21 protein-coding genes and 1 pseudogene are annotated in these 24,136 nt (G+C 65.3%); 13 read left to right on the forward strand and 9 right to left on the reverse strand.

The features are described 5' to 3' along the window. Positions 1–198: 198 nt before the first annotated feature. Complete coding sequence (locus JQ603_RS31205) at positions 199–1,452, reverse strand: serine hydrolase domain-containing protein (RefSeq protein WP_245003989.1); 1,254 nt, start codon at positions 1,450–1,452, stop codon at positions 199–201. A 283-nt stretch (positions 1,453–1,735) separates the two neighbouring features. Between JQ603_RS31205 and JQ603_RS31210 the strand changes: the two genes are divergently transcribed. After that, positions 1,736–2,182 carry a GNAT family N-acetyltransferase gene (locus JQ603_RS31210; protein ID WP_212345544.1) on the forward strand — a complete coding sequence of 149 codons (447 nt, stop codon included), beginning with the start codon at positions 1,736–1,738 and terminating at the stop codon, positions 2,180–2,182. A 60-nt stretch (positions 2,183–2,242) separates the two neighbouring features. On the opposite strand, the gene JQ603_RS31215 is transcribed toward JQ603_RS31210, so the two are convergent. Continuing rightward, positions 2,243–4,210 (reverse strand): class I SAM-dependent methyltransferase, encoded by a 1,968-nt coding sequence (locus JQ603_RS31215; RefSeq protein WP_212345547.1) that lies wholly within the window; start codon positions 4,208–4,210, stop codon positions 2,243–2,245. Between the two features lie 93 nt (positions 4,211–4,303). Next, positions 4,304–5,932 (reverse strand): amidase family protein, encoded by a 1,629-nt coding sequence (locus JQ603_RS31220; RefSeq protein ID WP_212345550.1) that lies wholly within the window; start codon positions 5,930–5,932, stop codon positions 4,304–4,306. A 127-nt stretch (positions 5,933–6,059) separates the two neighbouring features. On the opposite strand from JQ603_RS31220, the gene JQ603_RS31225 reads away from it, so the two are divergent. Together JQ603_RS31225 and JQ603_RS31230 are read left to right on the forward strand one after the other, a co-directional pair. Next, positions 6,060–6,521 carry a GNAT family N-acetyltransferase gene (locus tag JQ603_RS31225; protein WP_212345553.1) on the forward strand — a complete coding sequence of 154 codons (462 nt, stop codon included), beginning with the start codon at positions 6,060–6,062 and terminating at the stop codon, positions 6,519–6,521. 112 nt (positions 6,522–6,633) lie between these two features. Continuing rightward, positions 6,634–7,800 (forward strand): acyl-CoA dehydrogenase family protein, encoded by a 1,167-nt coding sequence (locus tag JQ603_RS31230; protein ID WP_212345556.1) that lies wholly within the window; start codon positions 6,634–6,636, stop codon positions 7,798–7,800. A 6-nt stretch (positions 7,801–7,806) separates the two neighbouring features. On the opposite strand, the gene JQ603_RS31235 is transcribed toward JQ603_RS31230, so the two are convergent. The 3 genes from JQ603_RS31235 to JQ603_RS31245 all read right to left on the reverse strand — a co-directional run bounded on the left by JQ603_RS31235 (position 7,807) and on the right by JQ603_RS31245 (position 11,583). After that, positions 7,807–8,532 (reverse strand): RDD family protein, encoded by a 726-nt coding sequence (locus tag JQ603_RS31235; protein ID WP_212345559.1) that lies wholly within the window; start codon positions 8,530–8,532, stop codon positions 7,807–7,809. 78 nt (positions 8,533–8,610) lie between these two features. Beyond that, positions 8,611–10,815, reverse strand: a complete 2,205-nt coding sequence (locus JQ603_RS31240) for an EAL domain-containing protein (RefSeq protein ID WP_212346053.1) — start codon at positions 10,813–10,815, stop codon at positions 8,611–8,613. A gap of 363 nt (positions 10,816–11,178) precedes the next feature. Then, entirely contained in the window at positions 11,179–11,583 is a 405-nt protein-coding gene (locus JQ603_RS31245) for a L,D-transpeptidase (protein ID WP_212345562.1), read from the reverse strand. Between the two features lie 170 nt (positions 11,584–11,753). On the opposite strand from JQ603_RS31245, the gene mepA reads away from it, so the two are divergent. The 5 genes from mepA to modC all read left to right on the forward strand — a co-directional run bounded on the left by mepA (position 11,754) and on the right by modC (position 15,973). After that, positions 11,754–12,698, forward strand: a complete 945-nt coding sequence (gene mepA, locus JQ603_RS31250; RefSeq protein ID WP_212345564.1) for a penicillin-insensitive murein endopeptidase — start codon at positions 11,754–11,756, stop codon at positions 12,696–12,698. A 388-nt stretch (positions 12,699–13,086) separates the two neighbouring features. Then, positions 13,087–13,590 (forward strand): hypothetical protein, encoded by a 504-nt coding sequence (locus JQ603_RS31255; protein WP_212345566.1) that lies wholly within the window; start codon positions 13,087–13,089, stop codon positions 13,588–13,590. A 193-nt stretch (positions 13,591–13,783) separates the two neighbouring features. Continuing rightward, the gene (gene modA / locus JQ603_RS31260; RefSeq protein WP_212345568.1) at positions 13,784–14,572 is read left to right on the forward strand and encodes a molybdate ABC transporter substrate-binding protein; all 789 of its coding nucleotides are present in this window, start codon (positions 13,784–13,786) and stop codon (positions 14,570–14,572) included. Positions 14,573–14,612: 40 nt separating this feature from the next. Beyond that, entirely contained in the window at positions 14,613–15,308 is a 696-nt protein-coding gene (gene modB / locus JQ603_RS31265) for a molybdate ABC transporter permease subunit (protein WP_212345570.1), read from the forward strand. 2 nt (positions 15,309–15,310) lie between these two features. Then, positions 15,311–15,973, forward strand: coding sequence for a molybdenum ABC transporter ATP-binding protein (gene modC / locus JQ603_RS31270; protein ID WP_212345572.1), 663 nt, complete (start codon positions 15,311–15,313; stop codon positions 15,971–15,973). An 18-nt stretch (positions 15,974–15,991) separates the two neighbouring features. On the opposite strand, the gene JQ603_RS31275 is transcribed toward modC, so the two are convergent. Together JQ603_RS31275 and JQ603_RS31280 are read right to left on the reverse strand one after the other, a co-directional pair. After that, positions 15,992–16,252: a PepSY domain-containing protein gene (locus JQ603_RS31275; RefSeq protein ID WP_212345575.1), complete on the reverse strand. Its 261-nt coding sequence runs from the start codon at positions 16,250–16,252 to the stop codon at positions 15,992–15,994. 273 nt (positions 16,253–16,525) lie between these two features. Then, on the reverse strand, positions 16,526–18,319 hold the full coding sequence (locus JQ603_RS31280) for a potassium/proton antiporter (protein ID WP_212345578.1): 1,794 nt from the start codon (positions 18,317–18,319) through the stop codon (positions 16,526–16,528). Positions 18,320–18,526: 207 nt separating this feature from the next. Here JQ603_RS31280 and JQ603_RS31285 point away from each other — a divergent pair, with 207 nt between their 5' ends. The 4 genes from JQ603_RS31285 to radC all read left to right on the forward strand — a co-directional run bounded on the left by JQ603_RS31285 (position 18,527) and on the right by radC (position 22,491). Continuing rightward, complete coding sequence (locus JQ603_RS31285) at positions 18,527–19,843, forward strand: mechanosensitive ion channel family protein (protein ID WP_212345582.1); 1,317 nt, start codon at positions 18,527–18,529, stop codon at positions 19,841–19,843. A gap of 120 nt (positions 19,844–19,963) precedes the next feature. After that, positions 19,964–20,782 carry a type I methionyl aminopeptidase gene (gene map, locus JQ603_RS31290; protein ID WP_211404281.1) on the forward strand — a complete coding sequence of 273 codons (819 nt, stop codon included), beginning with the start codon at positions 19,964–19,966 and terminating at the stop codon, positions 20,780–20,782. An 80-nt stretch (positions 20,783–20,862) separates the two neighbouring features. Then, positions 20,863–21,708 (forward strand): intradiol ring-cleavage dioxygenase, encoded by an 846-nt coding sequence (locus JQ603_RS31295; RefSeq protein ID WP_212345585.1) that lies wholly within the window; start codon positions 20,863–20,865, stop codon positions 21,706–21,708. A 57-nt stretch (positions 21,709–21,765) separates the two neighbouring features. After that, positions 21,766–22,491 carry a RadC family protein gene (gene radC, locus JQ603_RS31300; RefSeq protein WP_212345587.1) on the forward strand — a complete coding sequence of 242 codons (726 nt, stop codon included), beginning with the start codon at positions 21,766–21,768 and terminating at the stop codon, positions 22,489–22,491. Between the two features lie 14 nt (positions 22,492–22,505). Here the strand turns inward: radC and JQ603_RS31305 are convergent, their stop codons facing one another. Beyond that, positions 22,506–23,336, reverse strand: coding sequence for a tetratricopeptide repeat protein (locus JQ603_RS31305; protein WP_212345589.1), 831 nt, complete (start codon positions 23,334–23,336; stop codon positions 22,506–22,508). 21 nt (positions 23,337–23,357) lie between these two features. Between JQ603_RS31305 and JQ603_RS31310 the strand changes: the two are divergent. Then, a pseudogene (locus JQ603_RS31310) lies at positions 23,358–23,519 on the forward strand (JAB domain-containing protein); the annotation flags it as partial. Positions 23,520–24,136: the final 617 nt, after the last annotated feature.

Below are 24,136 nucleotides of genomic sequence, written 5' to 3' on the forward strand. Positions count from 1 at the left end.
AAGGCGGAAGCGTGCCCACCAACTTGTGTGCCGTCGGGAAGAATGGTGGGCACGGCGCTCTGCGCGCCTTTGCCCACTCTACGAAAGCCGTGCTAGTGTCCGCTCGCCGACGATACGGAATCTTGCCTTCGCATCGACGATCCGATTTGCGACGACCAATGTTGATGGGTTTCGCTTCCGGCCGGCATCATCAAATCGTCATTGCCCGAGTTGCTGAAGAACGGCGGACCACAACGCCAGCGGCTCCCTGAGGGCTCCCGGCTCGGACGGCTTCTGGCGAACGGCCGTGTGCACCATGACGAGCTTCGAGGCCGGATCGACCAGGATGACCTGGCCACGGATCCCGAGCAGGGCAAATCTGCGCTGCTCGCCGGGGAGGAGCCACACCTGATAGCCGTAGCCGAAATAGGGCGTGGCCACGCGTGGGGCGAGATGACCATCCTCTGGTCTGACGGTCGTGGCATCCAGCAGCCACTGCCGGGGGATCAATTGACGACCTTCCCAGGTGCCGTCGTGTGCGAGCAGCCGGGCGAGGCGCGCATAGTCGCGCAAGGTTGCGTTGAAGCAGCAAAAGGCAATCTCCTGCCCGCTGCCATCGATTGCCCATGAGGCATCCGCCTCGGTGCCGATGACATTCCAGATCCGGTCGTGGAGATAGTCGGCAACCGGCGTGCCCGTGGCGGCGCGCAGGACGAGGCCCAGGATCTCGGTTTCCACGCTCGCATAGTGCCATCGGGTGCCCGGCGGCGCGGTTCTTGTATTGAATTGCGCGACGACGGCGGTGGGATCTCTTGTCTCTTCGACGAACAGAGCTCGCCCAAGCCGGGCGATGTCATCGTTCCCGTCATAGACCTCCGAAAACGCGACGCCCGAGGACATGTTCAGCAGGGCGCGGATGGAGGTGTTTCCATATTCCGTTCCTGCAAGGCCGGAGACATAGGTCGAGACGAGGTCGTCGATCGACTTGATCCGTCCCTCCGAGACCGCGATCCCGACCAGCATGGCGACCAGCGTCTTGGCCATGGACTGCGAGAGAAAGCGGTCGTGGTCGGTCCGCGCATATTGATAGTGCTCGTACAGGATGGTGTCGTCCCTGGCGATCAGCAGTCCCGTCACCGGATTGCGCTTGAGGTAGTCCGCGATGCTCAGCCGCTCCGTGCCAAAGCTGTAGGCGATCGATGGCTCCGGCGCGCGCTTGAAGTGCCAGGGCGCCGTCGCGCGACCGATCGGGCGGGAAGGATAGATCTCGCCGAAATGGCTGTAGACTCCGACGAGCTTGTCGAGCTGGGTGGTGGTCCCGCGCGTGCCGACCGGATAGCCGGCAGCCGCGCCGTAAAGCTCGGCATCGGGGCCGCTATCCGAAAAGACCGGCCCCGGCTCGCGGGAAGAGTTTTGGGCGTCCTGTGCGCAAGCCAAGGGGGCCCAGAGCGCAGAGACGAGAGTGACAGCCAAGAAAAGCCCGCGGCAACCGCGCGGCCTGCGGAGTGCTCCCCAATTCATTGGACTTGCCTCCTCGCACGTTCTTGCGTGTGCGCTTTTGAGAGCAATCTCGCAAGCCGGTGATGAGAGGCATGCTATCATCAGGAGTGGATGGAGTCAGCCTATGGCTCATGGCCGACATTGGCGCCAACTGGGCGGCGCTGGTGTTTCGGCTTAAGATACGGACGTCGTCATCCAGGACATTCTCGCCAATCTTGATTGATTGCTCATCTCCGACGGCCGAGCGAACTGCGTCATGACCATTATTTCCGTTGAACGGATCGCCGATACTCTTCCCGCAGATTTTCCCGAGTTGGAGGCCGACGCCAAGGCGGATGGACACGCGAACATGACCCGCCTGGTCGCGGAATTCGCACACGATCGAGGCATGTTTCACGCGATATTCACGTGCCTCCTGGGTGGCAGGTTAGTAGGGATCGGAGCGATCACCAACGAGCCTGCGCCGACGCCGATACCCATGTGGCGGATGCGGCGACTTTACGTGCACCGCAACCATAGAAGACGCAGAATTGCCCAGGCCATCGCGAACGCCTTGCTGCAAGAAGCGGTCGGGAAGGCCTCCATTGTGACTGTCCACGCAGGACATGAGGGCGCGGCCCGGTTTTGGGAGGCAGTTGGATTTCGCCAGGTAGAGGGTCAACCGTGGTCTCACGAAACAGTCATATCGACCCTGGAGGCCTGAGGCCCGTCGGATGAGTCGAGCTTTGGCGAAGCCCTCCCCGTCCGAAGCCGACGGTCCCGCTCACCGGACGCACACGTTCTGAAGCTGGCCGCGGAGATACGCGTTTTCCCGTTCGAGCGCCTGATTCCAGGCCAGCAGTCCGAAGCGCCTGGTGTCCACTCGGGACCAGAAAGCTCCGGGCGCGCGCCGCCAGAGCGGAAGCGTTGCGATCGCGACTGCGCATTGGCCGCCCATGTCCATGACCTCGGCGAGCTCGACGAGGCCGAATGGAATCGGGGAGTCGACCGAGCCGGCAAAATCCCCAGGGTTGCTGCGCGCGGCTTCCAGCGCGGTCTCGAAACCGATCCGGAAGAACGAGCGTGCGCCGGTCTCGTCGCCGAATGCGAGGGAAATGCGGGCTGCATGAAAGGCCGCCGCGATGGTCTTGGTGGTCAGGATCGGGGAGAACGAGCGCCAGTCCAGCTCGGCCGCGAACGAGAACCATTTGAGGGCGTCGTCCAGCGTACCCGACAGCTCGCACAGGCAACCCGCCAGGAACGCCAGCGAGATGCGCCAGCGCTGCACATGGGGGTTGGTCGTGTGCCGGGTGCTCCGGCAATAGCTTTCGATCCGCCCGATCAGCTCGCCGGCCGCCTGCGCCCGGCGGCGTTCGAGAATGCGATAGCCCGCAACGCAAAGGGCTGCGCCCCGGTCCGCCGAGTCCGGACGGGCATTGTCGGCAACCCAGCTGGCGAGCCGGCCGAGCACCGCCGCGTCGTCGAGGCGCTCACCGACCTGGACCAGCGTCCGGTACAGCCACGGATTGTCGTAACATCCACCGAAATCGAGCACCGCCGCTCCGCTCGCGGACAGCGCGTCGGCGAAGGCGGGGTGGCGGAAGGATTCGCGCAGCTCCTCGGCCCTGGCGAAGGGATTGGCGGAGGCAACGACCAGGATCCATTCGCCCTCGACATCGCTGTCGAGGGGCACGCGGACCAGCCGGCGGGCGGCTTGCTGCCATTTGAAGCCGCCGGGCGCCGTTTGCGTGTAGCGGGCTTCGACCACGAAATCCTCGACCAGCCCCTCGCGCAATTTGGCCCAGTCGAAGACGTGGTGGTGGTACGGATTGGGATCGCTTCCGGTCTCGTCAGACCATCGGTCCGGAACGCTGGCAACCAGACGCCCGTCCGGCTTCAGCACCCGTGCGAACTCCTTCGCCACGGCTGTCCAGTTTTCGACATGCTCGATCGTCTCCATCGAGACGATGAGATCGACGGATGCATCGGCAAGGTGCTGGAGGCGCGAGGCATCTCCCGTCTCGAAGCGCAGGTTTGGCCCGCCGTAATTCGCGTTCGCATACGCCACGGCCTTGGCATCGACATCGACGCCGATGATTTGCGCGGCCTGGCTGGTCGCGGCGATCACCGCGGAGCCGTAGCCGAGCCCGCAGGCGCAATCGAGCACGGTGTCGCCGGGCCGGACGAGCGAAGCGGCCAGCGCATAGCGAACCACATGCGCATCGGCGCGCGATCCGCTTTCGCGCAGCATGTCCATATGGAGATTGCGTTCGCCCAGCAGGGTCTCCACCGGCCATCGCGAAGCCGCCTCCGCCGGGATGCGCTGGTAGACGGCATGACGCGGTAGCACATCATCCTGCATGCGCTCGTAGTCGGATGTGGCGAGCGAGGCCGGATGGCGTCGCCATCCCCGCGCGAACAGCCGGTTCTCGAGCGGCGCGCGAAGGCCGGCAACGCCGGGACCAATGAGGAACAGGCTTTGCAACTCATCCTGCGCCGTGATCGTCTCGATCAGGACAAGCGTGTCGTTCGCGGCGGCGATTTCGACGACGGCGACAGGCTTGGGCGGAACGCGCGCATCGCTGCCGCGTGAAATCCAGCGTGGATGCTCGCATGCTCCCTCGCCGACGGCATGGGCATCGCAGCCCATGAGCAGCAGCTCATGCAGCAGATTCGGGTCGCGGGCATTCCATTGCACGATCCGGCACGGACCAAAGATGCGCGTGATCGCGGCAGCCGTTTCAATCGACATCCGACCTGACCGAACGAGAACGGGACAGATTGCCCCCCGGATTGAACGTCCTCGCGCGCGAAATCAGGCGAAATCAACCAGCCCACTCGCGGGTCAAGGCGCCCGCAGGCCCGGCGGAGCTTTGCGCATGTTCGATGCCTGCTCATAGGCGTAGGCGAGACGCAGCAGCTTGTGCTCGCTCCAGGCTCTCCCTGCGAAGGCGACGCCGAGCGGATAGTCGGGCGTGTCCTTGCCGTCGGCGCCCGAAACGAAGCCGCCGGGCACCATGACGCTGGGATAGCCGGCCTTGGCAGCGATCACGGCGCCGGTGGCGCCGGGGAACAACACGGCGTCGAGCCTGTGCTGGTTCATGTAGGCGTCCATGCCGCGCGTCCTGGCGGAGAGCAGGTCCATGGCCCGGGCCGATCTGTATTCGCGCTCGCTCAAATCGCCCCTGGTGTTGTTGGCGGCGAGGAACAGGTCCTGGCCGAAGCGCAGCGCTTTCTCGGCATGAGCCTCGTTGAAGGCCACGATGTCGGCGATGGTCTTGATGTCGGTATTGGTCGCCCAATCCCTCAGGTAGAGATTGAGATCGTGCTTCAGCTCGTAGAGGAAGACGATCGGCGGCGTCGCCAGATTGCCCTTGTTGCGGCTCAGCGGATTGCGGTTGAGCACCGGCATGGTCGTGCCCGGACCGCCGATCCAGCCGGCGGTCGGCATGGCCGCGCGCACGATGACCGCGCCGAGATCCTCCAGCACCTTGATGACTTCGGCCATCAGCCTGGCCCCGTCGGGCGGCAACTTGCCGTAATAGGGATTGTTCAGCGGATCGGCGGAATCGCTCGGCACGCCGATCCGCGCGCCCTTCATCGCATCGCGTGCGAGGTCGGCCGCGTAATCGGCCGGCCTCCGCTGCCGCTCCGTCACGGGATCGAGCGGGTCCTCGGCGGCCAGCACATTCAGCAGTATCGCCGCATCGCGCACGGTGCGCGTCATCGGGCCCGCGGTGTCCCGGCTGTGCGCGATCGGCACGATGCCGGCACGGCTGATCAAACCGACGGTCGGCTTCACGGTGACGATGCCATTCCGGCTGGCCGGGTGCAACAGCGAGCCGGAGGTCTCGGTGCCGATGGAGGCCGTGCACAGACCTGCGGCCACAGCGACCGCCGAACCCGAGCTCGAGCCACCGGGGTCTACGACCGGAATGCCCCGATCGTCCAGCAGCGTCGGCACGTAGGGATTCTTCACCTGACCACCCAGCGACGAATAGCCCGAGGGCATGTCGGTCGCGAGGATGTTTGCAAACTCCGTCAGGTTCGCCTTGCCGAGGATCACGGCGCCGGCCTTCCGCAACAGCTTGACGAGTGTGGCATCGCCCCTGGCGCGCGCACTCTCCAATGCCAGCGAGCCCGCCGTGGTCGGCTGCCTGTCGCCGGTCGCGATGTTGTCCTTCAGCAAAATCGGCACGCCGGCCAGCGGCCGCTTGGCCGACGGCCTCGTGCCGTCGAGCTTGCCTGCGATCGCTAGCGCGTCGGGATTGAGCGCGCGGACGGCGTTGAGCATGGGCCCATTGCGGTCAAAGGCCTCGATGCGCGCGAGACAGGCTTTGGTCAGGGCGGTCGCGGTGACCCGCCCGGCCGCCAAGGCATCAATGATGTCGCTCATGGGCGCGTCCTCGAGCTGCGGCTCGACCTGCGCCCCGGCCACAGCGAGGCTCGCGTTGCGGCGGGCTGGCTTCTTCATGCTGTGCTTCTTGGCTGCCCCCGTATATGCTACTTATGGTAGCAGAACGCCTGGCCGCGCGACAAGCCGCTTGCCGCGGCGGTGGCGCGCCATCCAGTCCTTCGCGAAGCCTTCGGTGGAGTAATTCATGGACTGCACGATCCGGCCCGCGATCGACGATGACGCCGACGCCATCAGCGCGGTCATCCTGCGCGCGCTGCGCGAAACCAATGCGAAGGACTATACGGCCGAGATCATCGAAAGGATCAAGCTTGGCTTCAGTCCGGACGCCGTCAGGCAGCTCATCGCGAAACGCACCGTTTTCGTCGCCACCATCGGCAGCCGCGTCGTTGCAACGGCAAGCCTCGACGGATGCGTCGTCCGCACCGTCTTCGTGGCTCCCGACGTACAGGCCCGCGGTATCGGCAAGCTGCTGATGGCCGAGATCGATCGCACCGCACGCGAGCGAAATATTCCCTCGCTGACGGTCCCTTCATCGGTCACCGCCGAGGGCTTCTATGCGCGGCTCGGGTTCAATGCCCTGCGCGACAGCTATCATGGCGACGAACGCACGATTATCATGGAGCGATTGCTCGACTCCACCGAATAACCCGTGGCCCGGATGGAGGCCGAGCCGAGGCTGATCTTGATCCTCCCCGCCAAATAGACCACCATCGCGTCCCTAAGCCGCTCACAACAAGAATGGGCGAGGAAACGCAGCAATGAATGCAGCTACCGGATTTGGCCTGGTCGAACGTGCCCGCGCGCTCGCGCCGCTGATTGCTGGCGAAGCCGACGAGATCGAGCGGACGCGGCGGCTGACGCCGGCCGTGGTCTCCGCCCTCATCGAGAATGGGTTTTATCGCGCGCTGTTGCCGCAAAGCCTTGGTGGCAGCGAGGCTGCGCCGGAAGCCTTCATGCAGATGCTGGAGGAGATTGCGAAGGCGGACGCGTCCACCGCCTGGTGCCTCGGCCAATGCAGCGTCTGCGCGATGATCGCGGCCTGGCTCGATCACGACACCGCGCATGAGATCTTCAACGCCGCGCCCGGCATTCTCGCCTGGGGCGCGATCGCGCATGAGGCGCGCGCGGTCGAGGGCGGCTATCGCGTCACGGCGCGCTGGGATTTTGCCTCGGGCTCGCGGCAGGCGAGCTGGCTGGGGGCGCATGTCCGCATCGTCGATGGTGACGGTTCGCCGCGCAAAAATGCCGACGGCTCGCCGGAGGTGCGCACCATCCTGTTTCCGGTCGCGCACGCAACACTGCACGACGTGTGGCAGGCGATCGGGCTCGCCGGGACCGGCACGGACTCCTACGAAGTGACCGACCTCTTCATCCCCGAGCGCTTCACCGCATTCCGCGACGTGTCGTCGGCGCTGCGCGAGAGCGGGCCGCTCTACAGGATCGGCACCGGCTCGACCTTCAGTCTCGGCTTTGCCGCGGTCTCGCTCGGCGTCGCGCGCGCCACGCTGGACGCCGCCATTGCGCTCGCGCGCGCAAAACATCAGTCGCTGGCGGCCAGCGCCATGCGCGACAACGGGGCGGTCCAGGGATTGATCGGCCGCACCGAGGGCGATTTGCGCGCCGCGCGCGCCTACCTCTATGCGACCGCGAATGCGATGTGGCGCGAGCTCAGTGCGACCGGCGAGTTCAGCGCGGCGCATCGCAACGCGGTCCGGCTGGCGGCGACCTGGACCATCCATCAATCGGCAAAGGTGGTCGACACCGCCTATCACATGGCCGGCGCGACCGCGGTGTTCCGCAGCCAGCCGTTCGAGCGGCGCTTCCGCGACATGCATGCGATCGCGCAGCAGATCCAGGCGCGGGACACGCATTACGAGGATGTGGGCAAGGCGATCCTGTCGGCCGGCGTCGATACCAGGTGCTGAATTCGCCTACGCCTTGCGCGCGCCGAGCAGCCGACCTCGCCAGCCCATGCCGATGACCATGGCAATCATCAGAAGGAAGGCCGCAGCGGCGACGAAATCGATGATGCGGTCGCTTCCGGAGCATATGTCCTGGTTGAGGCACGCGCGGGACAGGACCCCGCTCCGGACCAGGACTGCAAGCACGCCGAAATACAGGAACACGCTGAGCCCAAGATAGACCAGCGTCACCAGCGCGCGCCGCAGCCGCGAGGGCATCGTTGGATCATCCTCGCGCCGCTCCGTGATGTACTGGCCGGGCTTTGCCTTGGCGGGATCGCGGATCTGGACGGTCGAATGCGTGAGCAGATCGTGAACCGCCTGGTTGCGGCGCGTGGCAGCCATGACCACAAACGAATACCAGCCGAGGACGCTCTTGACGGCAATGCGTGCGAGCGCCCTGGTGAAGCTCAAATTTCCGCCGCGATCGTCGACAACGCGCAAGTTCGTCCAGATATGTCCGAGCGTGCCGCCCGCGCGCCAGACCATCACGGGCTCGTAGAGCAGCAGGATGGCGACGACGGCGACCCCGAGGATCCGGCTTAGTCCGTCGCTCGCGACATTGCTCGCGACCGCGAGGGCACCGAACAGCAGGGCCATCGCCAGCATCCAGTCGAGCAGAACGGCCTTGAACCGCCGCGAGAAGCGGGCATAGCGCGGTCCAGGCAGCGGCAGCGGAGGCGCATCAGAGGTCATGGGGGAGCCGCATCCGTTCATTGGATCTCATCATGAGACGCCGGCAGCGCGCGTGAGGTTCGACTGCACGGCGGCAGCTCACGCCACCAGCGCAGCGTCTTCGTCTGCGGCGTCGATGCCGCGTTGTGCCTGCAGCAGGCTGATGATCTCAAGATTGGGACGGGCCTTGCTGAACAGAAAGCCCTGGCCCTCGTCGCAGCCTTCGGCGCGGAGGCAGCTCAGCTCGGCCTCGGTCTCGACGCCTTCGGCGGTGATGGTGACGCCAAGGCCTTTGCCGAGGCTGACGATGGAGCGGATGATCGCCTGCGCCTCGCGGTTGGCCCCGAGATCGCGCACGAAAGACTGGTCGATCTTGATCTTGTCGAACGGGAAGCTGCGTAAGTAGCTGAGGCTGGAATAGCCGGTGCCGAAATCGTCCATCGAGATGCGCACGCCGAGCGCGCGCAGCGCATGCAGCGTCGCCAGCACCTGCGCGCTCTTCTCCAGCAGCAGCGTCTCGGTGATCTCGAGCTCGAGCCGCCGCGGCGGCAGGCCGGAATATTTCAGCGCGTCCGTCACCATCGAGAGCAGGTTGCCGCTGCGGAACTGCAGTGGCGACAGATTGACCGCGACGCGGACATCGTCGGGCCAGGTCGCGGCATCCAGGCATGCCCGGCGCAGCATCAGGCCGCCGAGCGGATTGATCAGGCCGGTGTCCTCCGCGACCGGAATGAACTCGGCGGGCGAGACCATGCCGCGCTCGGCATGGGGCCAGCGCACCAGCGCCTCGAAGCCGGTGATGCGGCCGCTCTGGAGGTCGACCAGCGGCTGATAGTAGGGGCGCAGCACGTCGTTCTGGATCGCATCGCGCAGCTCGACCTCGATCTTGCGGCGGCTCTGCGCTTTCGCGTCGAGCGCGGCCTCGAAGAAGGCGAAGGTGCCGCGCGCATCCAGCTTGGCGCGCGACAGCGCCATGTCGGCGCTCTTGAGCAGCTTTTCGGAATCATCTCCGTCGCCCGGCGCCATCGCGATGCCGATGGAGGCACCGATCACCACGGAATGGCCGTCGAGCAGATAGGGATCGGAGATGGCTTCGAGCAGGCGTTTTGCGAGCCCCACCGCATCTTCCGGCCGGGCCAGCCCGCTCTGAACGATGGCGAATTCGTCGGAGTTGAGGCGCGCCAGCGCGTCCTCCTCGCGCAAGGTGGAGCGCAGGCGCTTGGCGACGCCGCGCAGCAGCTTGTCGCCGACGGCGTGTCCCAAGGTGTCGTTGACCGCCTTGAAATTGTCCAGCCCGAGCATCAGCACCGCGACCTTCTCGGCGCTGCGACGCGTATGCAGCAACATCTCGTCGACCTGCTGGCGCAGCAGGTTGCGGTTCGGCAGCCCGGTGAGCCCGTCATGCTGGGCCATGAAGGCAAGCCGCGCCTCGGCGCGCTTGCGCTCGGTGATGTCCATCAGCGCGAGCAGCACCGCCGGCCGCTCGGCATAGGTCAATTCGCGGGAATAGATCGCAAGATCGATCAGCGCGCCGTCCGCCTTGACGTGCTTCCAGGTGCGGCCGGCCTGTTCCTCGCCGGTCACATCAATGGTCCAGGGCGGCTCGCTGTCGAACGCCTGCAGGGAGCGGATCGTCAGCTTCTCGAATTCGCCGCGGCTATGGCCATAATGGGCGATCGCGGCGTCGTTGACGCCGAGGATGCGCTCGTCGTCCAGCGCGCAGATGATCATGGGAACGGGATTGCCGTCGAACAGCAGGCGGAACGAGGCCTCGCGCTGCTTCAGCTCGGTGATGTCGACGCGCAGGCCGACGACGCCGCCGTCGTCGGTCAGCCGCTCGTCGATCAGGATGACGCGGCCGTCCGCCAGCTTCTGCTCGTGGCGTTCGCCGGGCTGATAGAGCCTTTGCAGCCGCTCGGCGATCCACTCGTCCTCATGGCCTTCGGCCTCGGGATAGTCGCCGCGCGCGACGCCGACACGCAGCGTGTCTTCGAGGCGCGCGCCTTCGGCGAAGAGGTCGGCGGTCTTGCTGTAGATCTCGGCGTATTTCTTGTTCCAGAGGACGTAACGGCCCTCGGCATCGAGGAACACGATGCCCTGCGGCAGGATGTCGATGGCCTGGCGCAGCCGCTCATGGGCCTTGCGCGCCTCCGCGATCGCGGCATCCGCTTCCGCGCGGCTCTGCACGAGTTCGTCCTGTGCAACGGGCGGATGCGGGGCGCGCGCGAATCGCGGCTTGCGCGGCCGGTTGCCGGCCGTACCGAGCTCGTTGCGCTTTCGCCTTTTTTGTTTTCGAGACCCCAAACTCAACGTCACATGTCCCAGTCGCGCCCTGTGGCCGCAAGTTGTGGGGCAAGTGTCTGAAAAGAAAGTAATCTTGGCCGGGCTGGCCGCGGCACCGCGTACCCTTCACCGGAATGTCTGCCTGTTTGCGAGGCGCAAAATGCGCCGGCCGACGCGTCAAACCCAATCCGCCGTCGCAATCGGAAACATGCGCTGGCGCAAAATTACGCGCGCGCTTGAATCATTTCCGAATTGGCACGCGATTGCATGCGGACCGCGGCGTTCCCTCACTCCGCGCACGAATTTTGGTCAATGCAGGATACGGTTATCGCGCCGTTAAAAATGCGGCCGGCCGACGAAAGAAACTGCGACTTTCGAATGACCCTAGTTGGAAATACGGATCGTCGTGTTGCGCGCGCCCTCGCGCTGCACCAGCGCGAACAGGGTTGCCGCATGCGCGGGATGCAGCCTGATGCAGCCATGCGAGGCCGGTCCGCCGAGGCGCGAGATGTCGGTGGTGCCGTGGATGGCGAAGCCATGGTGGAAGAAGATCGCGTGCGGCATCGGCGAATTGTAATATTTGCGCGAGAAATAGCGCCGCATCATCACCTGCGGACGGAAGGTGCCGCTCGGCGTGCCGTAGCCCCTGCGTCCCGTCGAGACCGGCCATGCGTAGCGCGGTGCGCCGTCGACACGCACCGACATGCGCTGGGACGATTTGTCGATGTCGACCCTGAGATCGGCCTGCGCCGGGGTCGCGATGAGCGGGGCCGCTACAAAAGCGGCCATAACGGCCCGCCCCGCGAGCCGCACCACAACAAAAGTCATAATAAAAAGCCCTTTGCCTCAAGGGCATGATGTTGCCGGGAGCCAGCGGCTGTAAAGACGCCGTGAGATCGCGCCCTCGCGACAAGCCTAATTCTTAACCCTGACGCGGCGTTGGGTTATAACGACCGGGCATGAGTCCCCGCCGCATCGCCCCTCTCCTGCTTGTCATGACGCTCCTGGCCGCCGGCGGCGCGCTGGCCCAGGACAAGGGCAGCGTCAACCCGAAGCCGCTGCCGCCGCTCGCCAATCCCAACGATCCGCATCTCGGCGCCAAGGAACTGTTCGCGCGAAAGCTGCTGCCGTCGAAAGGCCCGGCGCTTGTCATCGGCTCCTACACCAAGGGCTGCATCGGCGGCGCCGCGCAGATGCCGCTCAACGGCGACAATTGGCAGGTGATGCGGCTGTCGCGTAACCGCAATTTCGGCCATCCCGACATGATCGCGCTGATCAAGCGGCTTGCGGCCAGGGCGCACAAGGATGCGGGCTGGCCGGGCATCCTGGTCGGCGACATCGCCCAGCCGCGCGGCGGGCCGGCGCTGTCGGGCCATGCCAGCCACCAGATCGGTCTCGACGCCGACATCTGGCTGACGCCGATGCCGGATCGCCGCCTCTCGCGCGAGGAGCGCGAGGAGATGTCGGCGGTGATGATGGTGCGCCAGGACCGGCTCGACATCGATCCGAAGGTGTTCACCCCTGGCCATGTGCTGGTGCTGCGCGATGCCGCGCAAGAGCCGGCGGTGCAACGCATCTTCGTCAATGCCGCGATCAAGAAGGCGCTGTGCCGCGAGGCCAAAGGCGACCGCTCCTGGCTGTCGAAGATCAGGCCGTGGTGGGGTCACGACTATCACTTCCACATCCGCATGCGCTGCCCCGCGGGCGCCGGCGACTGCGAGGGCCAGCCGTCGCAGTCCGAGGACGAAGGCTGCAAGGACGCCGATCTCGGCTACTGGTTCTCGGACGCGGTGCTGCATCCCAAGCCCCCGCCGGAGCCGCCGAAGCCAAAGCCGCCGATGACGCTGGCGCAGATGCCGGCGGCCTGCAAGGCGGTGCTGCATGCGGGCGATGCGAAGCCGTAGGGCGTAGCTCGCGTGTGTGCGCGCTGACGCTACAGATTCAGCCGTCGTCCCGGCCTAGTGCGCAATTGCGCACGGGGGCCGGGACCCATACGCCGAAGCGGAAGTTATCGAGCAAAGCGGTAACTCCGGGTCTTCGCCAAACTTCTCCCTGTGGTTATGGGTCCCGGCCCCCGCGCGCAATTGCGCGCTAGGCCGGGACGACGCGTGGAGAGACGGTGCCTGCTCGCTTGTCCAGGACGACGGTGGGTGGTTTGCACCGCGACATTGCGCTAACATCTGCCCCGCCGCCGTGCCGTAAGCCCGCGGCATCCCGGGATGCGCATCCCGTCTTTCAACAAGCCTGACCGCACGCCTCGCGCCGTTTGCGTGGCCAACGATGGGATTTCACATGCGCGTCCTCTCCTTCCTCGCTGCGCTCCTGCTCGGCGCGACCTCTGCTTTCGCTGCCGATGAGCCGAGCGGCTGCGACAAGTTCAAATGGCCGATCGAGCGCGAGCGCGCCGCGCTGACCGCGCCGGATCGTGCAAAACTCGCTTCGGGGAGTGAGCAGGCGGCCCTGCCCGCATCAGCCATCACGCTCGGGCTGGTCGCCCCGAGCGAAGCGAAACTGCCCTCGCCGCCGGAGCGGGTGCCGAAGGCCGGCACCTTTGCCGGCTTCACCAGCATCAAGGCGCCGAAGGCCGGCCTGTACACGATCAGCTTGTCCTCAGGCGCCTGGGTCGACGTGGTCCAGGACGGCCATTTCCTCAAGCCCGTCGCCTTCAGCGGCGCGACCGATTGCGACGGCATCCGCAAGACCATGAAATACGAGCTGTCGGCGCAGCCCTTCGTGCTCCAGGTGAGCGGCGCCAGGGACAATTCGCTGTCGATCGCGATCCTGCCGGCGCAATAGCCCCCTTGGTTGGTCAAACGGTCGCCTTTGACCTGAGGCGCCGGCCTGCTATGTTTGCACCGCGATATCCCTGCCGGCCGTAAGCCGTCGCAAGGACCCGTGGAACAGCGCGTCCGCCCGTCGCGACCCGACTTAACCCAACGCCAGATTTGCGTGCGCAATTGCGCATGCGGGCTCGCACGGAGCGCACCCCATGATTCGTATTGCCGGACTTTTCACCGCCTTTGTCATCCTTGCAGGCGCCACCTTCTCGCCAGCCGCCGCCGAGGACAAGACCATCACCGTGTTCGCCGCCGCCTCGATGAAGAACGCGCTGGACGAGATCGACGCCGCCTACACCGCCAAGACCGGCGTCAAGTTCAGCGTCAGCTATGCCGCGAGCTCGGTGCTGGCCAAGCAGATCGAGCAGGGCGCCCCCGCCGACGTGTTCGTTTCCGCCGACACCGACTGGATGGATTACGCTACTAGCAAGAAGACCATCAACGAGCCTTCCAGAGTCAACTTGCTCGGCAACAGCATCGTGCTGATCGCCCCGAAGGATTCCAAGATCGACAACGTCGCGATCGCCCAGGGTTTTGACCTCGCAAAACTCGCCGGCGACGGCAAGATCGCGACCGGCGACGTCAAGTCGGTGCCGGTCGGCAAATACGCCAAGGCGGCGCTGGAGAAGCTCGGGGCCTGGCAGGCCGCCGAGCCGAAATTCGCGATGGCCGAGAGCGTGCGCGCCGCGCTGACGCTGGTCGCCCGCGGCGAAGCCGCGCTCGGCATCGTCTATTCCACCGACGCCAAGGTCGAGCCAGGCGTGAAGATTGTCGGCACCTTCCCGGCGGATTCGCACCCCGCGATCATCTATCCGGTCGCGGCCACCACGACTGCCAAGCCTGAGACGAACGACTACCTCGCCTTCCTGCGCTCAACCGCGGCCAAGACCATCCTCCTAGAAAAATACGGCTTCAAATTCCTGATCAGCCCGACAACCTGATTTTTGCGACTTGGTTTTTGCGACCTGATATTACGACTTGATGTTCGAGATCTCTCCCGCCGAATGGACGGCGATCCTGCTCTCGCTCAGGGTCGCCGTCGTCGCTACGCTGGTCGCAACGCCGTTCGGCATCGCGCTGGCATGGCTGCTCGCGCGACGTGAGTTCTGGGGCAAGTCGGTGCTCGACGCCGTCGTGCACCTGCCGTTGGTGCTGCCGCCTGTCGTCACCGGCTATCTGCTGCTGCTCACCTTCGGCCGCCGCGGCCTCGTCGGCGGATTCCTGGCGGACTATCTCGGCATCGTCTTCGCGTTCCGCTGGACCGGTGCGGCGCTCGCCTGCGGCGTGATGGCGTTTCCGCTGCTGGTGCGGCCGATGCGACTGTCGATCGAGGCGATTGACCGCCGGCTCGAGCAGGCCGCGGAGACGCTTGGCGCTGCGCCATGGAAAGTGTTCTTCACGGTGACGCTGCCGCTGGCGCTGCCCGGCGTGCTTGCCGGCATGGTGCTGGGCTTTGCCAAGGCGATCGGCGAGTTCGGCGCCACCATCACCTTCGTCTCCAACATTCCCGGCGAGACCCAGACGATTTCATCCGCGATCTATTCGCTGATCCAGACGCCGGACGGCGATGCCGCGGCGGGCCGGCTCGTGATCGTCTCGATCGTGCTCGCGATCGGCGCGCTGATCGCGGCCGAATGGTTCGCCCGCCGCGCCACGCAGCGCCTGCACGGGAATTGACCATGCTGCGGGTCGACATCGAAAAACAGCTCGGCGAGTTCTCGCTTCACGCATCCTTCACCGGCGAAGGCCGCGTCATCGGCCTGTTCGGCGCCTCGGGCGCCGGCAAGAGTTCGCTGGTCAACATGATCGCCGGGCTGTTGCGGCCCGATCGCGGCACCATCGTGATCGACGGCGAGACCGTCGACGACACCGCGGCCGGCATTCACGTGCCCACTTATCGCCGCCGCATCGGCTATGTGTTCCAGGATGCGCGGCTGTTTCCGCATCTGAGCGTTGCGCAGAACCTCGACTACGGACGGCGGATGAACGGACTTGCGCCCGATCCTGCGCAACACAAGCGCATCATCGACCTGCTCGACATCGGCACGCTGCTCGATCGCCGCCCCGGAAAGCTGTCCGGCGGCGAGCGCCAGCGCGTCGCGCTCGGCCGCGCGCTGCTGTCGAAGCCGCGCCTGTTGCTGCTCGACGAGCCGCTCGGTGCGCTCGACGAGGGCCGCAAGCTCGAGATTTTGCCGTACCTCGTGCGGCTGCGCGACGAGGCCAATGTCCCCATGGTCTATGTCAGCCACGACGCCGCCGAGCTGCGCCAGCTCGCGACCCAGATCGTGATGCTGAAACAGGGCCGCGTGACGTCGTTCGGCGGGGTCAAGGTGCTGACGTAGAGCCGTCGCCGCGGATGGCTACCAGCCGCGGTCGACGTTGCGGACCTCGCCGGTGCGGGCATCGACATCAACTTCCATCCAGCGCCCGGCGCGATCGCGGCCTTCGATCTGCCATTCATCGCCGAGGAACTGGGTGTGAGAGACCGTCATGACGCCGAGGTCGGCCGCGACATCGAGCGCGACCTGCATCGAGACCTGGTCGCCGGTGTCATAGGCCATCGCCGGCGCAGCCGATCCGAGACCGATCGCGACGATGGCAGGTAGGATGAAACTTCGCATGGAACTGCTCCTGTCAAAGACGTTGACCGTCACGCGAAGAACGAGCGGCGGCGCGGAGCGTTCCGGATGCGGCGGGCACGAAGCCGCGCAAATCTTCGGCGGTTGCGGCGATTTAGTGGCGGTTGTCTGGCAATGTCATCGTGGCGAGGGCGACATTGTATCCCCGCGACGTCCTTCGTAGGGTGGGCAAAGGCGCGCTCTTCGCGCGCCGTGCCCGCGTCTTTCTGCTGGTGGGCACGGCGCAAGGGCGCCTTTGCCCACCCTACGGCAGCGTCAGACCCCCGCCACCGACGTCCACAAATCCGCAAGCTTCTTCCGCAGCGCCTGCCTGCGCGTCAGCGGCGGCGGTGTCTCGTCCTCTTCCGGCAGGCGCAGGCCGACGACGTTGACGCGGCCGCCGGAGATGCTGCGTGCGACCAGGACGATCTCGTCCAGCGCGAGCTCGGCGCCCTCCTTCGGCGCGCGGTCGAGATGGACGTCGAAATAGTCGGCGAGCGTGAGCTTGCCCTCGTCCTCGCTGACCTTGACGCCGTAGATCTCGGCCAGCTCCGCCAGCGTGTGCTCGCCGGAGACCATGAAGTCGCCGAGCAGATGCGGGTCCGGCGCCGAGCTCGGCTGCATGTCGACGAAGAAGCGGTCGAGCGACTCGGCCTTCTCCGGCGGCGCCAGCAGATAGATGTAGTCGCCGGGCGCGATCGGATCGGCTTCCGTGGGCGTCAGGATGTTCTGGTTGCGGATCACCAGCGTCGGCTTGGACCAGGACGGGATCAAGCCGCGGCGGAAATACAGGCTCTTGGGGCGCACGGGATAGCCGACCAGCTGCTGCTCGAGCTGGCCGGGCAGATCGAGCTCGACGCGGCGCGGACCGCGCTCGGCGCGCGGCAGCGCGACGTGCAGCTTGCGCGCGGCGGGCGCCAGCGTCCAGCCTTGCAGCAACAGCGAGATGATGACGACGACGAAGGCGACGTCGAAATAGAGATAGGCCTTGGACAGGCCGACCAGCATCGGGATCGAGGCCAGGAAGATCGCGACCGCGCCGCGCAGGCCGGTCCAGGCGATGAAGATCTTTTCGCGCCAGTTGAAGCGGAACGGCGCCAGGCACACGAACACCGCGAGCGGCCGCGCGACCAGCATCAGGACGAGCGCGACGGCGACCGCCGGCAGCACGCTGGCCCCTAACCGGCTCGGCGAGACCAAAAGGCCGAGCAGCACGAACATCACGATCTGCGCCAGCCAGGTCGCCGCATCCAGGAAGGTCACCACCGAATTATGCGCACGCGTCGGCCGGTTGCCGATGATGATGCCGGCGAGATAAACCGCGAGGAAGCCCGAGGCGTGCATGATCTGCGAACCGCCGAAGATCACCAGCGCTGCGGTCGTGACGAACGGCGCGTGCAGGCCCTGCGGCAACGCGACCTTGTTGAGCGCGATGACGACGAGGCGCCCGCCGAAGAAGCCGACGACGGCGCCCAGCACCGCCTCCTGCAAGAACTCCATCAGCACGTGACCCGCCGTGCCCGTTCCCAGCGAGATGTACTCGACCAGCATCAAGGTGAGGAAGATCGCGAAGGGATCGTTGGTGCCGGACTCCGCCTCCAGCGTCGCGCCGACGCGCGGACGCAGGCGCAGGCCCTGGGTGTGGACCAGCAGGAACACCGCGGCGGCGTCGGTCGAGGCCACGACGGCGCCGACCAGCAGCGCTTCCGTCCAGTTGAGATCGAGCGCGTATTTGGCGAACGGCGCCGTGACCAGCGCGGTCAGAAGCACACCGACGGTGGCGAGCACGAGGGACGGGGCGAGCACGGTGCGGATGCTGGCAAAGCGCGTCTTCAGGCCGCCGTCGAACAGGATCAGGGCCAGCGCCACCGAGCCGACCAGATAGGTCGTGCCGACGTCGTTGAACTGGATCTGCCCGGGACCGGAATCTCCCGCGAGCATGCCGATGGCCAAGAACACGAGCAGCAAGGGCGCGCCGAAGCGCAGCGCAAGCAGGCTCGACAGGATACCGGCCATGACGAGGACGGCGCCGAGCAATATGGTGAGGCTGAAGGAGTCGAGGGAGGCCATCCACCTTCCGGGTAAAAATCGCTGGATTTGCATCCTTATCGTCGGCAGACTCGCGCGCCAACCCATTTTCTTCCGCTCGCGGCAATCTGCCCGTATTTTGCGGCCTTAACGCGCTTCACTTCGCGGTGTATCGATGTCCGGGCAGCACCCTCTGTGGGATTCTGCGGCGCCCTCGAATCAATCTTCCCCCGCTTCCCGACGAGACCGATGGACATGGACCTCAAAGACTTCATGGAGTTCGTGCAGACGACCGCACGCAGCGTCGGGGCGGAGATCTCCTCACCCTGGTTCTACCTGCAATTTGGCCTGATTCTCGCGGCAGCCGGCATCGCCTATGCCGCGGAGGCCGGCATCCGCAATCGCGTCGACATGACATCGCTGGCCATGGGCTGGCCGCTGCCGCTCCGGCACTTCTCGCGGGTGATGATGTCGAGCGCCTCGACGGCGGTGTTCACCCTGCTCGTGATCATCTCGCGCGTCGTGATGTACCACGCGACCTGGCCGAGCCGCTCCTATCTCCTGATGGTCGCCGCCAAGATGGGGCTGGCCTGGCTGGTGATCCGGCTGGTGACCTCGGTGCTGCGCAACGCCTTCATCGTCAAGCTGGTGTCGATCACGGCCTGGTTCGTCGCGGCTCTGTCCATCATCGGCCAGCTCGACACGACCGTCGATCTGCTCGACTCCTTCGCGATCGTGCTCGGCGGCCTCAGGCTGACGCCGCTGCTGGTGATCAAGGCCGGCGCGCTGCTGCTGATCGCGCTATGGGCCACCAACATCGCGAGCAATTTCGCCGAGAGCCGGATCAACTCGACCACCGACCTGACGCCGTCGGTGCAGGTGCTGCTGGTCAAGATCATCCGCATCGGACTGCTTGCCGTCGCAATCGTCATTGCGCTCGGCGCGGTCGGCATCGACCTCTCCGCGCTCGCGGTGTTCTCCGGCGCGGTCGGCGTCGGCATCGGTATCGGCCTGCAGAAGATCGTGGCCAATTTCATCTCGGGGATCATCCTGCTCGCCGACAAATCGGTGAAGCCCGGCGACCTCGTCACCATCGGCGACAACACCGGGCGGATCAGCGCGATGAAGACGCGCTATATTTCCGTCGCCGCCGGCGACGGCCGCGAATTCCTGGTGCCGAACGAGGACCTGGTGACGCAGAAGGTCGTCAACTGGACCTATACCGACAAGAACACGCTGGTGAAGATCGCCTTCGGCACCAATTACGACGCCGACCCGCGCCTGGTCACCAAGCTCGCCGCCGAGACCGCCGCCGCCCATCCGCGCGCCACCAAGGGCAAGGCGCCGAACAGCATTTTGACCGAGTTCGCGGAAGCCGGCATGAAGTTCTCGCTGACCTTCTGGATCGCGGACCCCGACGGCATGGACAACGTCAAGAGCGACGTGATGCTGGCGCTGTGGGACGCCTTCAAGCGGGAGGGCATCCGGGTTCCCTACCCCGTCCGCGAAATCCGCGTCCGCGGCGGCGCCCTGCCGGTGGAAACCACCGTAGAAGTCCCGAATTAGGCCCGGTTTTGGGCGCAGGGAGGCAGGCTCAGCTTGCATGAAGGCCCGCGATCATTAGATTAGGGCCTGAAATCAAGCCTTTCCGCAGATATCGACCCCATTCCAGAAGATCGCGCCCGCATGAGCTACGTCGAAGCCACCGATACCTCCCTGCGCAAGACCGGACAGATCAAGCTGCATGGACCCGCCGCCTTTGCCGGCATGCGCAAGGCGGGTGCGCTGGTGGCCAAGTGCCTCGACGCGCTCACCGACATCGTCGGGCCCGGCGTGCCGACCTCGAAGATCGACGAATTCGTCCGCGACTTCGCCTTCAGCCACGGCGCCTATCCGGCGACGCTGATGTATCGCGGCTATCGCTACTCGACCTGCACCTCGCTCAACCACGTGGTCTGCCACGGCATGCCCGGCGACCGTCCGCTGAAGGAAGGCGACATCGTCAACATCGACGTCACCTTCATCGTCGACGGCTGGTATGGCGATTCCAGCCGGATGTATGCGGTCGGCCCGATCGCGCGCAAGGCCGAGCGGCTGATCGAAGTCACCTACGAAGCGATGATGCGCGGCATCGCCGCGGTGAAGCCCGGGGCCACCACCGGCGACATAGGCCACGCCATCCAGAGCTTCGTTGAGCCGCAGGGCATGAGCGTGGTGCGCGATTTCTGCGGCCATGGCCTGGGACGCATGTTCCACGACGAGCCGAACATCATCCATATCGGCCGGCCCGGCGAAGGCGTGCAGCTCAAGCCCGGCATGTTCTTCACCATCGAGCCGATGATCAATCTCGGCAAGCCGCATGTCAAAATCCTCTCCGACGGCTGGACCGCAGTGACCCGCGACCGCTCGCTGTCGGCGCAGTTCGAGCACTCCGTCGGTGTGACGGCCACGGGTGTGGAGATTTTCACGCTGTCGGAAAGACACGGCGAGAAACAGATCGGCTGATTGCCGCCATCATCGCAGCGCGATCTTGCCGTCCTCCCGGCCGATGACGTTCTCTCGTCAGAGGTGGACAGGAGTATCGAGTGAGCACGTCGACGCGCCGCAGCTTTCTCGGATTTGTGTCGGCCAGCGCCGCGGGTCTGCTGCCGGGCCGGGCAGAGGCTGCGCCTGCTGCGACCGACAGTGAGCCCGCCTGCATCCTGACGCCGCAGGCGGAGGAAGGGCCGTTCTATTCCGATCCCAAGCTCGTTCGATCCGACATCGCCGAGGGCAAGCCCGGTGTGCCGCTGACATTGCGGCTGCGCGTGATCGAGGCGGGTCCTTGCACCGCGATCAGGGGCGCGCGGGTCGACATCTGGCATTGCGACGCCAAGGGGCTCTATTCGGCCTTTCCCGGCCAGAGCGATGCGCACAACATCGATGCGACCGGCAAGACGTTCTTGCGCGGCACGCAAATCGCTGACGAGGCCGGCTGGGTCAGCTTCAACACCATCTATCCCGGCTGGTATGACGGCCGCACCACGCACATCCACTTCAAGGTGTTTCTCGACGACCGCACCGTGCTGACCGGGCAGACCTTCCTGCCCGACGCGCTGAACGAATTCATCTACACCAACGTGCCGGACTATGTCGGCCGCGCACGACAGCGCATGGTGATCAACGCCAACGACCACGTCATCGAACGCTCCGATCCCCAGCATCGTGCCTTCTGCGCGGTGAAGGAGGAGCGCGACCGCTATGTGGCGAGCCTGACGCTCGGCGTCGATCGCCGCGCGGAGGCGACGATCGGACGTGCCGGCCCGCCACCGGGCCTGGGCGGCGGACCGCCGCCGGGACCGCCGCCCGCAGGCACGGGCGGGGCGATGTTCGGACGCCCGATCAAGGACCGATTGGCTGCGCTGGTGCCGGGACTGAAGCGGGCGCGCTGACCCGCCGCCTCAATTGACGGTTGCAAAAGCGCTGCGCGGCGGCGATGCTGCCGTGCGATGCCAGCCAGGACCAGCAGCAAATCCAGCGATCCGCCCGGCAAGTCGGAGGACACGCCGCACTATCACGGCCATCGCGAGCGGCTGCGCGAGCGCTTCTATAGCGCGGGCGCGGATGCGCTCAGCGACTACGAGCTGCTGGAGATGGCGCTGTTTCCGGCGCTGCCGCGGCGCGACACAAAACCGCTGGCGAAGATGCTGATCAAGACCTTCGGCTCGTTCGCCGAGGTCGTGCATGCCCCGGTGGCGCGTTTGCGGGAGATCGACGGCGTCGGCGAATCCGCAATCAACCAGCTCAAGCTGATCGCCGCCGCCGCGCACCGCGTCGCCAAGGGCGAGGTCAACAGCCGCAACGCGCTGTCGTCCTGGAATGAGGTGATCGACTATTGCCGCACCAGCATGGCGTTTTCAGACAAGGAGCAATTTCGCCTGCTCTTCCTCGACAAGCGCAACCAGCTGATCGCCGACGAGGTGCAGCAGACCGGCACGGTCGACCACACCCCGGTCTATCCGCGCGAGGTGATCAAGCGCGCGCTGGAATTGTCCGCGACCGCGCTGATCCTGGTGCACAACCACCCCTCCGGCGATCCCTCGCCCTCGCAAGCCGACATCCAGATGACGAAAGCGATCATCGACATCGCCAAGCCGCTCGGGATTGCCGTGCACGATCACATCATCGTCGGCAGGAGCGGCCACGCCAGCCTGCGCGGGATGCGGTTGATCTAAGGCATTCAAGGCACTTAATTCTTGCTGGTCTTCAGGTGTTCTTCCGCCGCTCTGAAGCCGCTCTTGGCCTTGAGCGTCAAAGCAGTTGGCTGTGGCTTCCATTCGGAAACCAGTTTTTCTGCAGTCGCAAGCTCCGGCTTGGACAGCATTGAAGCCATCTCATCCACGTTTTTCTTGGGAGCGATTTTCGAGAGTTTGAAATACGCAAACGATAGAGAGACGTCTCTCGGCACGCCTTTTCCCGCCGAGTACACGCGGGACAGGCTGAAGAGGGCGCCGGGATATCCCTGATCGCCTGCCATCTTCCACCATTTCAGCGCTTCTTCTGAATTTCCTCGTTTGTCATAGAGGACGGCGACATCGTTTTGGGCAAGCGCATAACCCGCTTCGGCGGAAACAAGCTTGTATTTCAAGGCCTGATCTGCGTCGAAGGCGACAATGCCCGCGCCTTGCCCGTCATAATAACAACCAAGCTTATAGGCGCCCAGAGGATCGTTGGACGCAGCCGATTTTTGAAACCACTCGAATGCCTGCCTGCGATCCTGTTCTGTGCCAATGCCATTATTGTACATCATGCCGACATGATATTGCGCCTCGGCATCTCCTTTATTGGCCAACGCCACCATCGCATTAAGGGTGTCCGCGTCATTCGCCTTGGCGGGCATTGAGAAGAACAAGAGGCACGAAAGGGCCAGGGCCACAAACTTCATGTCAATTCCGATTGAGTTTTGAACCATCATATCTTGGTACTCAAAACGGAGAACAGGTTCGCCGCGGGAAGGAAAACGAGGCTGCGGCATCTTCACCTCCCTGGAGCGACGAGTTAAAAATGCAAACCAGATCATCGCGATAACCCGCATATTAGTCTGGTGCACAACCACCCCTCCGGCGATCCCTCGCCCTCGCAGGCCGACATCCAGATGACGAAGGCGATCATCGACATCGCCAAGCCGCTCGGGATTGCCGTGCACGATCACATCATCGTCGGCAGGAGCGGCCGCGCCAGCCTGCGCGGGATGCGGCTGATCTTGGCCCCCGAATCAAGTAGCAAGGACAGCATGAACGACTGGCTGCACAATCTTCCGGTGCCCTTGATGGCGCTGGTGATCTTCGGTTTCACTTATCTGCTGGCAGCGGTGGTGTTCGTTTCCATCGCGCTGGTCGCAACGGAGGAGCGTGCCAAATCGCTGAAGGCGATCTCGCCGGGCATGCTGCCGGTGCTCGGCATCATCTTCGGCCTGTTCGTCGCCTTCATCGCGGCGCAGGTCTGGGGCGACAGCGACCGCGGCAGCGCTGCGGTGAGCCGCGAGGCCAGCGCATTGCGCAGCGCCGTGCTGCTGGCCGCGGGCCTGCCGGCGGAGCAGGATGCGAAGCTGCGCGGCCTCGTCCGCGACTATGTCGGGCAGGCCGTCGCCGTGGAATGGCCGATGATGGCGCATCAGAAGGCTTCGCTAAAGGTGACGCCGCCGGCGCTCGCCGATGCGCTGCAGCTCGTCATCACGATGACGCCGCAAGGCACCGGTCAGGCCAATGTGCAGCGCGAGCTGATCGCCGCGCTGGAGCAGGCGCTGGATGCGCGGCGGCAGCGGATCATCGTCAGCCTCGCCGCGGTGAACCCTGTCAAGTGGTGGAGCCTGTATCTCCA

The sequence above is a fragment of the Bradyrhizobium liaoningense genome, from assembly GCF_018130825.1.
Classification (GTDB): Bacteria; Pseudomonadota; Alphaproteobacteria; order Rhizobiales; family Xanthobacteraceae; genus Bradyrhizobium; species Bradyrhizobium liaoningense_B.

Coding starts and splice junctions, on each gene's coding strand:
- JQ603_RS31230 (WP_212345556.1), top strand. CDS start 6,634: ATGAATGCAGCTACCGGATTTGGCCTGGTCGAACGTGCCCGCGCGCTC.
- JQ603_RS31275 (WP_212345575.1), bottom strand. CDS start 16,252: ATGCGAAGTTTCATCCTACCTGCCATCGTCGCGATCGGTCTCGGATCG.
- JQ603_RS31210 (WP_212345544.1), top strand. CDS start 1,736: ATGACCATTATTTCCGTTGAACGGATCGCCGATACTCTTCCCGCAGAT.
- JQ603_RS31245 (WP_212345562.1), bottom strand. CDS start 11,583: ATGGCCGCTTTTGTAGCGGCCCCGCTCATCGCGACCCCGGCGCAGGCC.
- JQ603_RS31215 (WP_212345547.1), bottom strand. CDS start 4,210: ATGTCGATTGAAACGGCTGCCGCGATCACGCGCATCTTTGGTCCGTGC.
- modC (WP_212345572.1), top strand. CDS start 15,311: ATGCTGCGGGTCGACATCGAAAAACAGCTCGGCGAGTTCTCGCTTCAC.
- mepA (WP_212345564.1), top strand. CDS start 11,754: ATGAGTCCCCGCCGCATCGCCCCTCTCCTGCTTGTCATGACGCTCCTG.
- map (WP_211404281.1), top strand. CDS start 19,964: ATGAGCTACGTCGAAGCCACCGATACCTCCCTGCGCAAGACCGGACAG.
- JQ603_RS31225 (WP_212345553.1), top strand. CDS start 6,060: ATGGACTGCACGATCCGGCCCGCGATCGACGATGACGCCGACGCCATC.
- modB (WP_212345570.1), top strand. CDS start 14,613: ATGTTCGAGATCTCTCCCGCCGAATGGACGGCGATCCTGCTCTCGCTC.
- JQ603_RS31255 (WP_212345566.1), top strand. CDS start 13,087: ATGCGCGTCCTCTCCTTCCTCGCTGCGCTCCTGCTCGGCGCGACCTCT.
- JQ603_RS31235 (WP_212345559.1), bottom strand. CDS start 8,532: ATGACCTCTGATGCGCCTCCGCTGCCGCTGCCTGGACCGCGCTATGCC.
- modA (WP_212345568.1), top strand. CDS start 13,784: ATGATTCGTATTGCCGGACTTTTCACCGCCTTTGTCATCCTTGCAGGC.
- radC (WP_212345587.1), top strand. CDS start 21,766: ATGCCAGCCAGGACCAGCAGCAAATCCAGCGATCCGCCCGGCAAGTCG.
- JQ603_RS31285 (WP_212345582.1), top strand. CDS start 18,527: ATGGACATGGACCTCAAAGACTTCATGGAGTTCGTGCAGACGACCGCA.
- JQ603_RS31220 (WP_212345550.1), bottom strand. CDS start 5,932: ATGAAGAAGCCAGCCCGCCGCAACGCGAGCCTCGCTGTGGCCGGGGCG.
- JQ603_RS31280 (WP_212345578.1), bottom strand. CDS start 18,319: ATGGCCTCCCTCGACTCCTTCAGCCTCACCATATTGCTCGGCGCCGTC.
- JQ603_RS31305 (WP_212345589.1), bottom strand. CDS start 23,336: ATGATCTGGTTTGCATTTTTAACTCGTCGCTCCAGGGAGGTGAAGATG.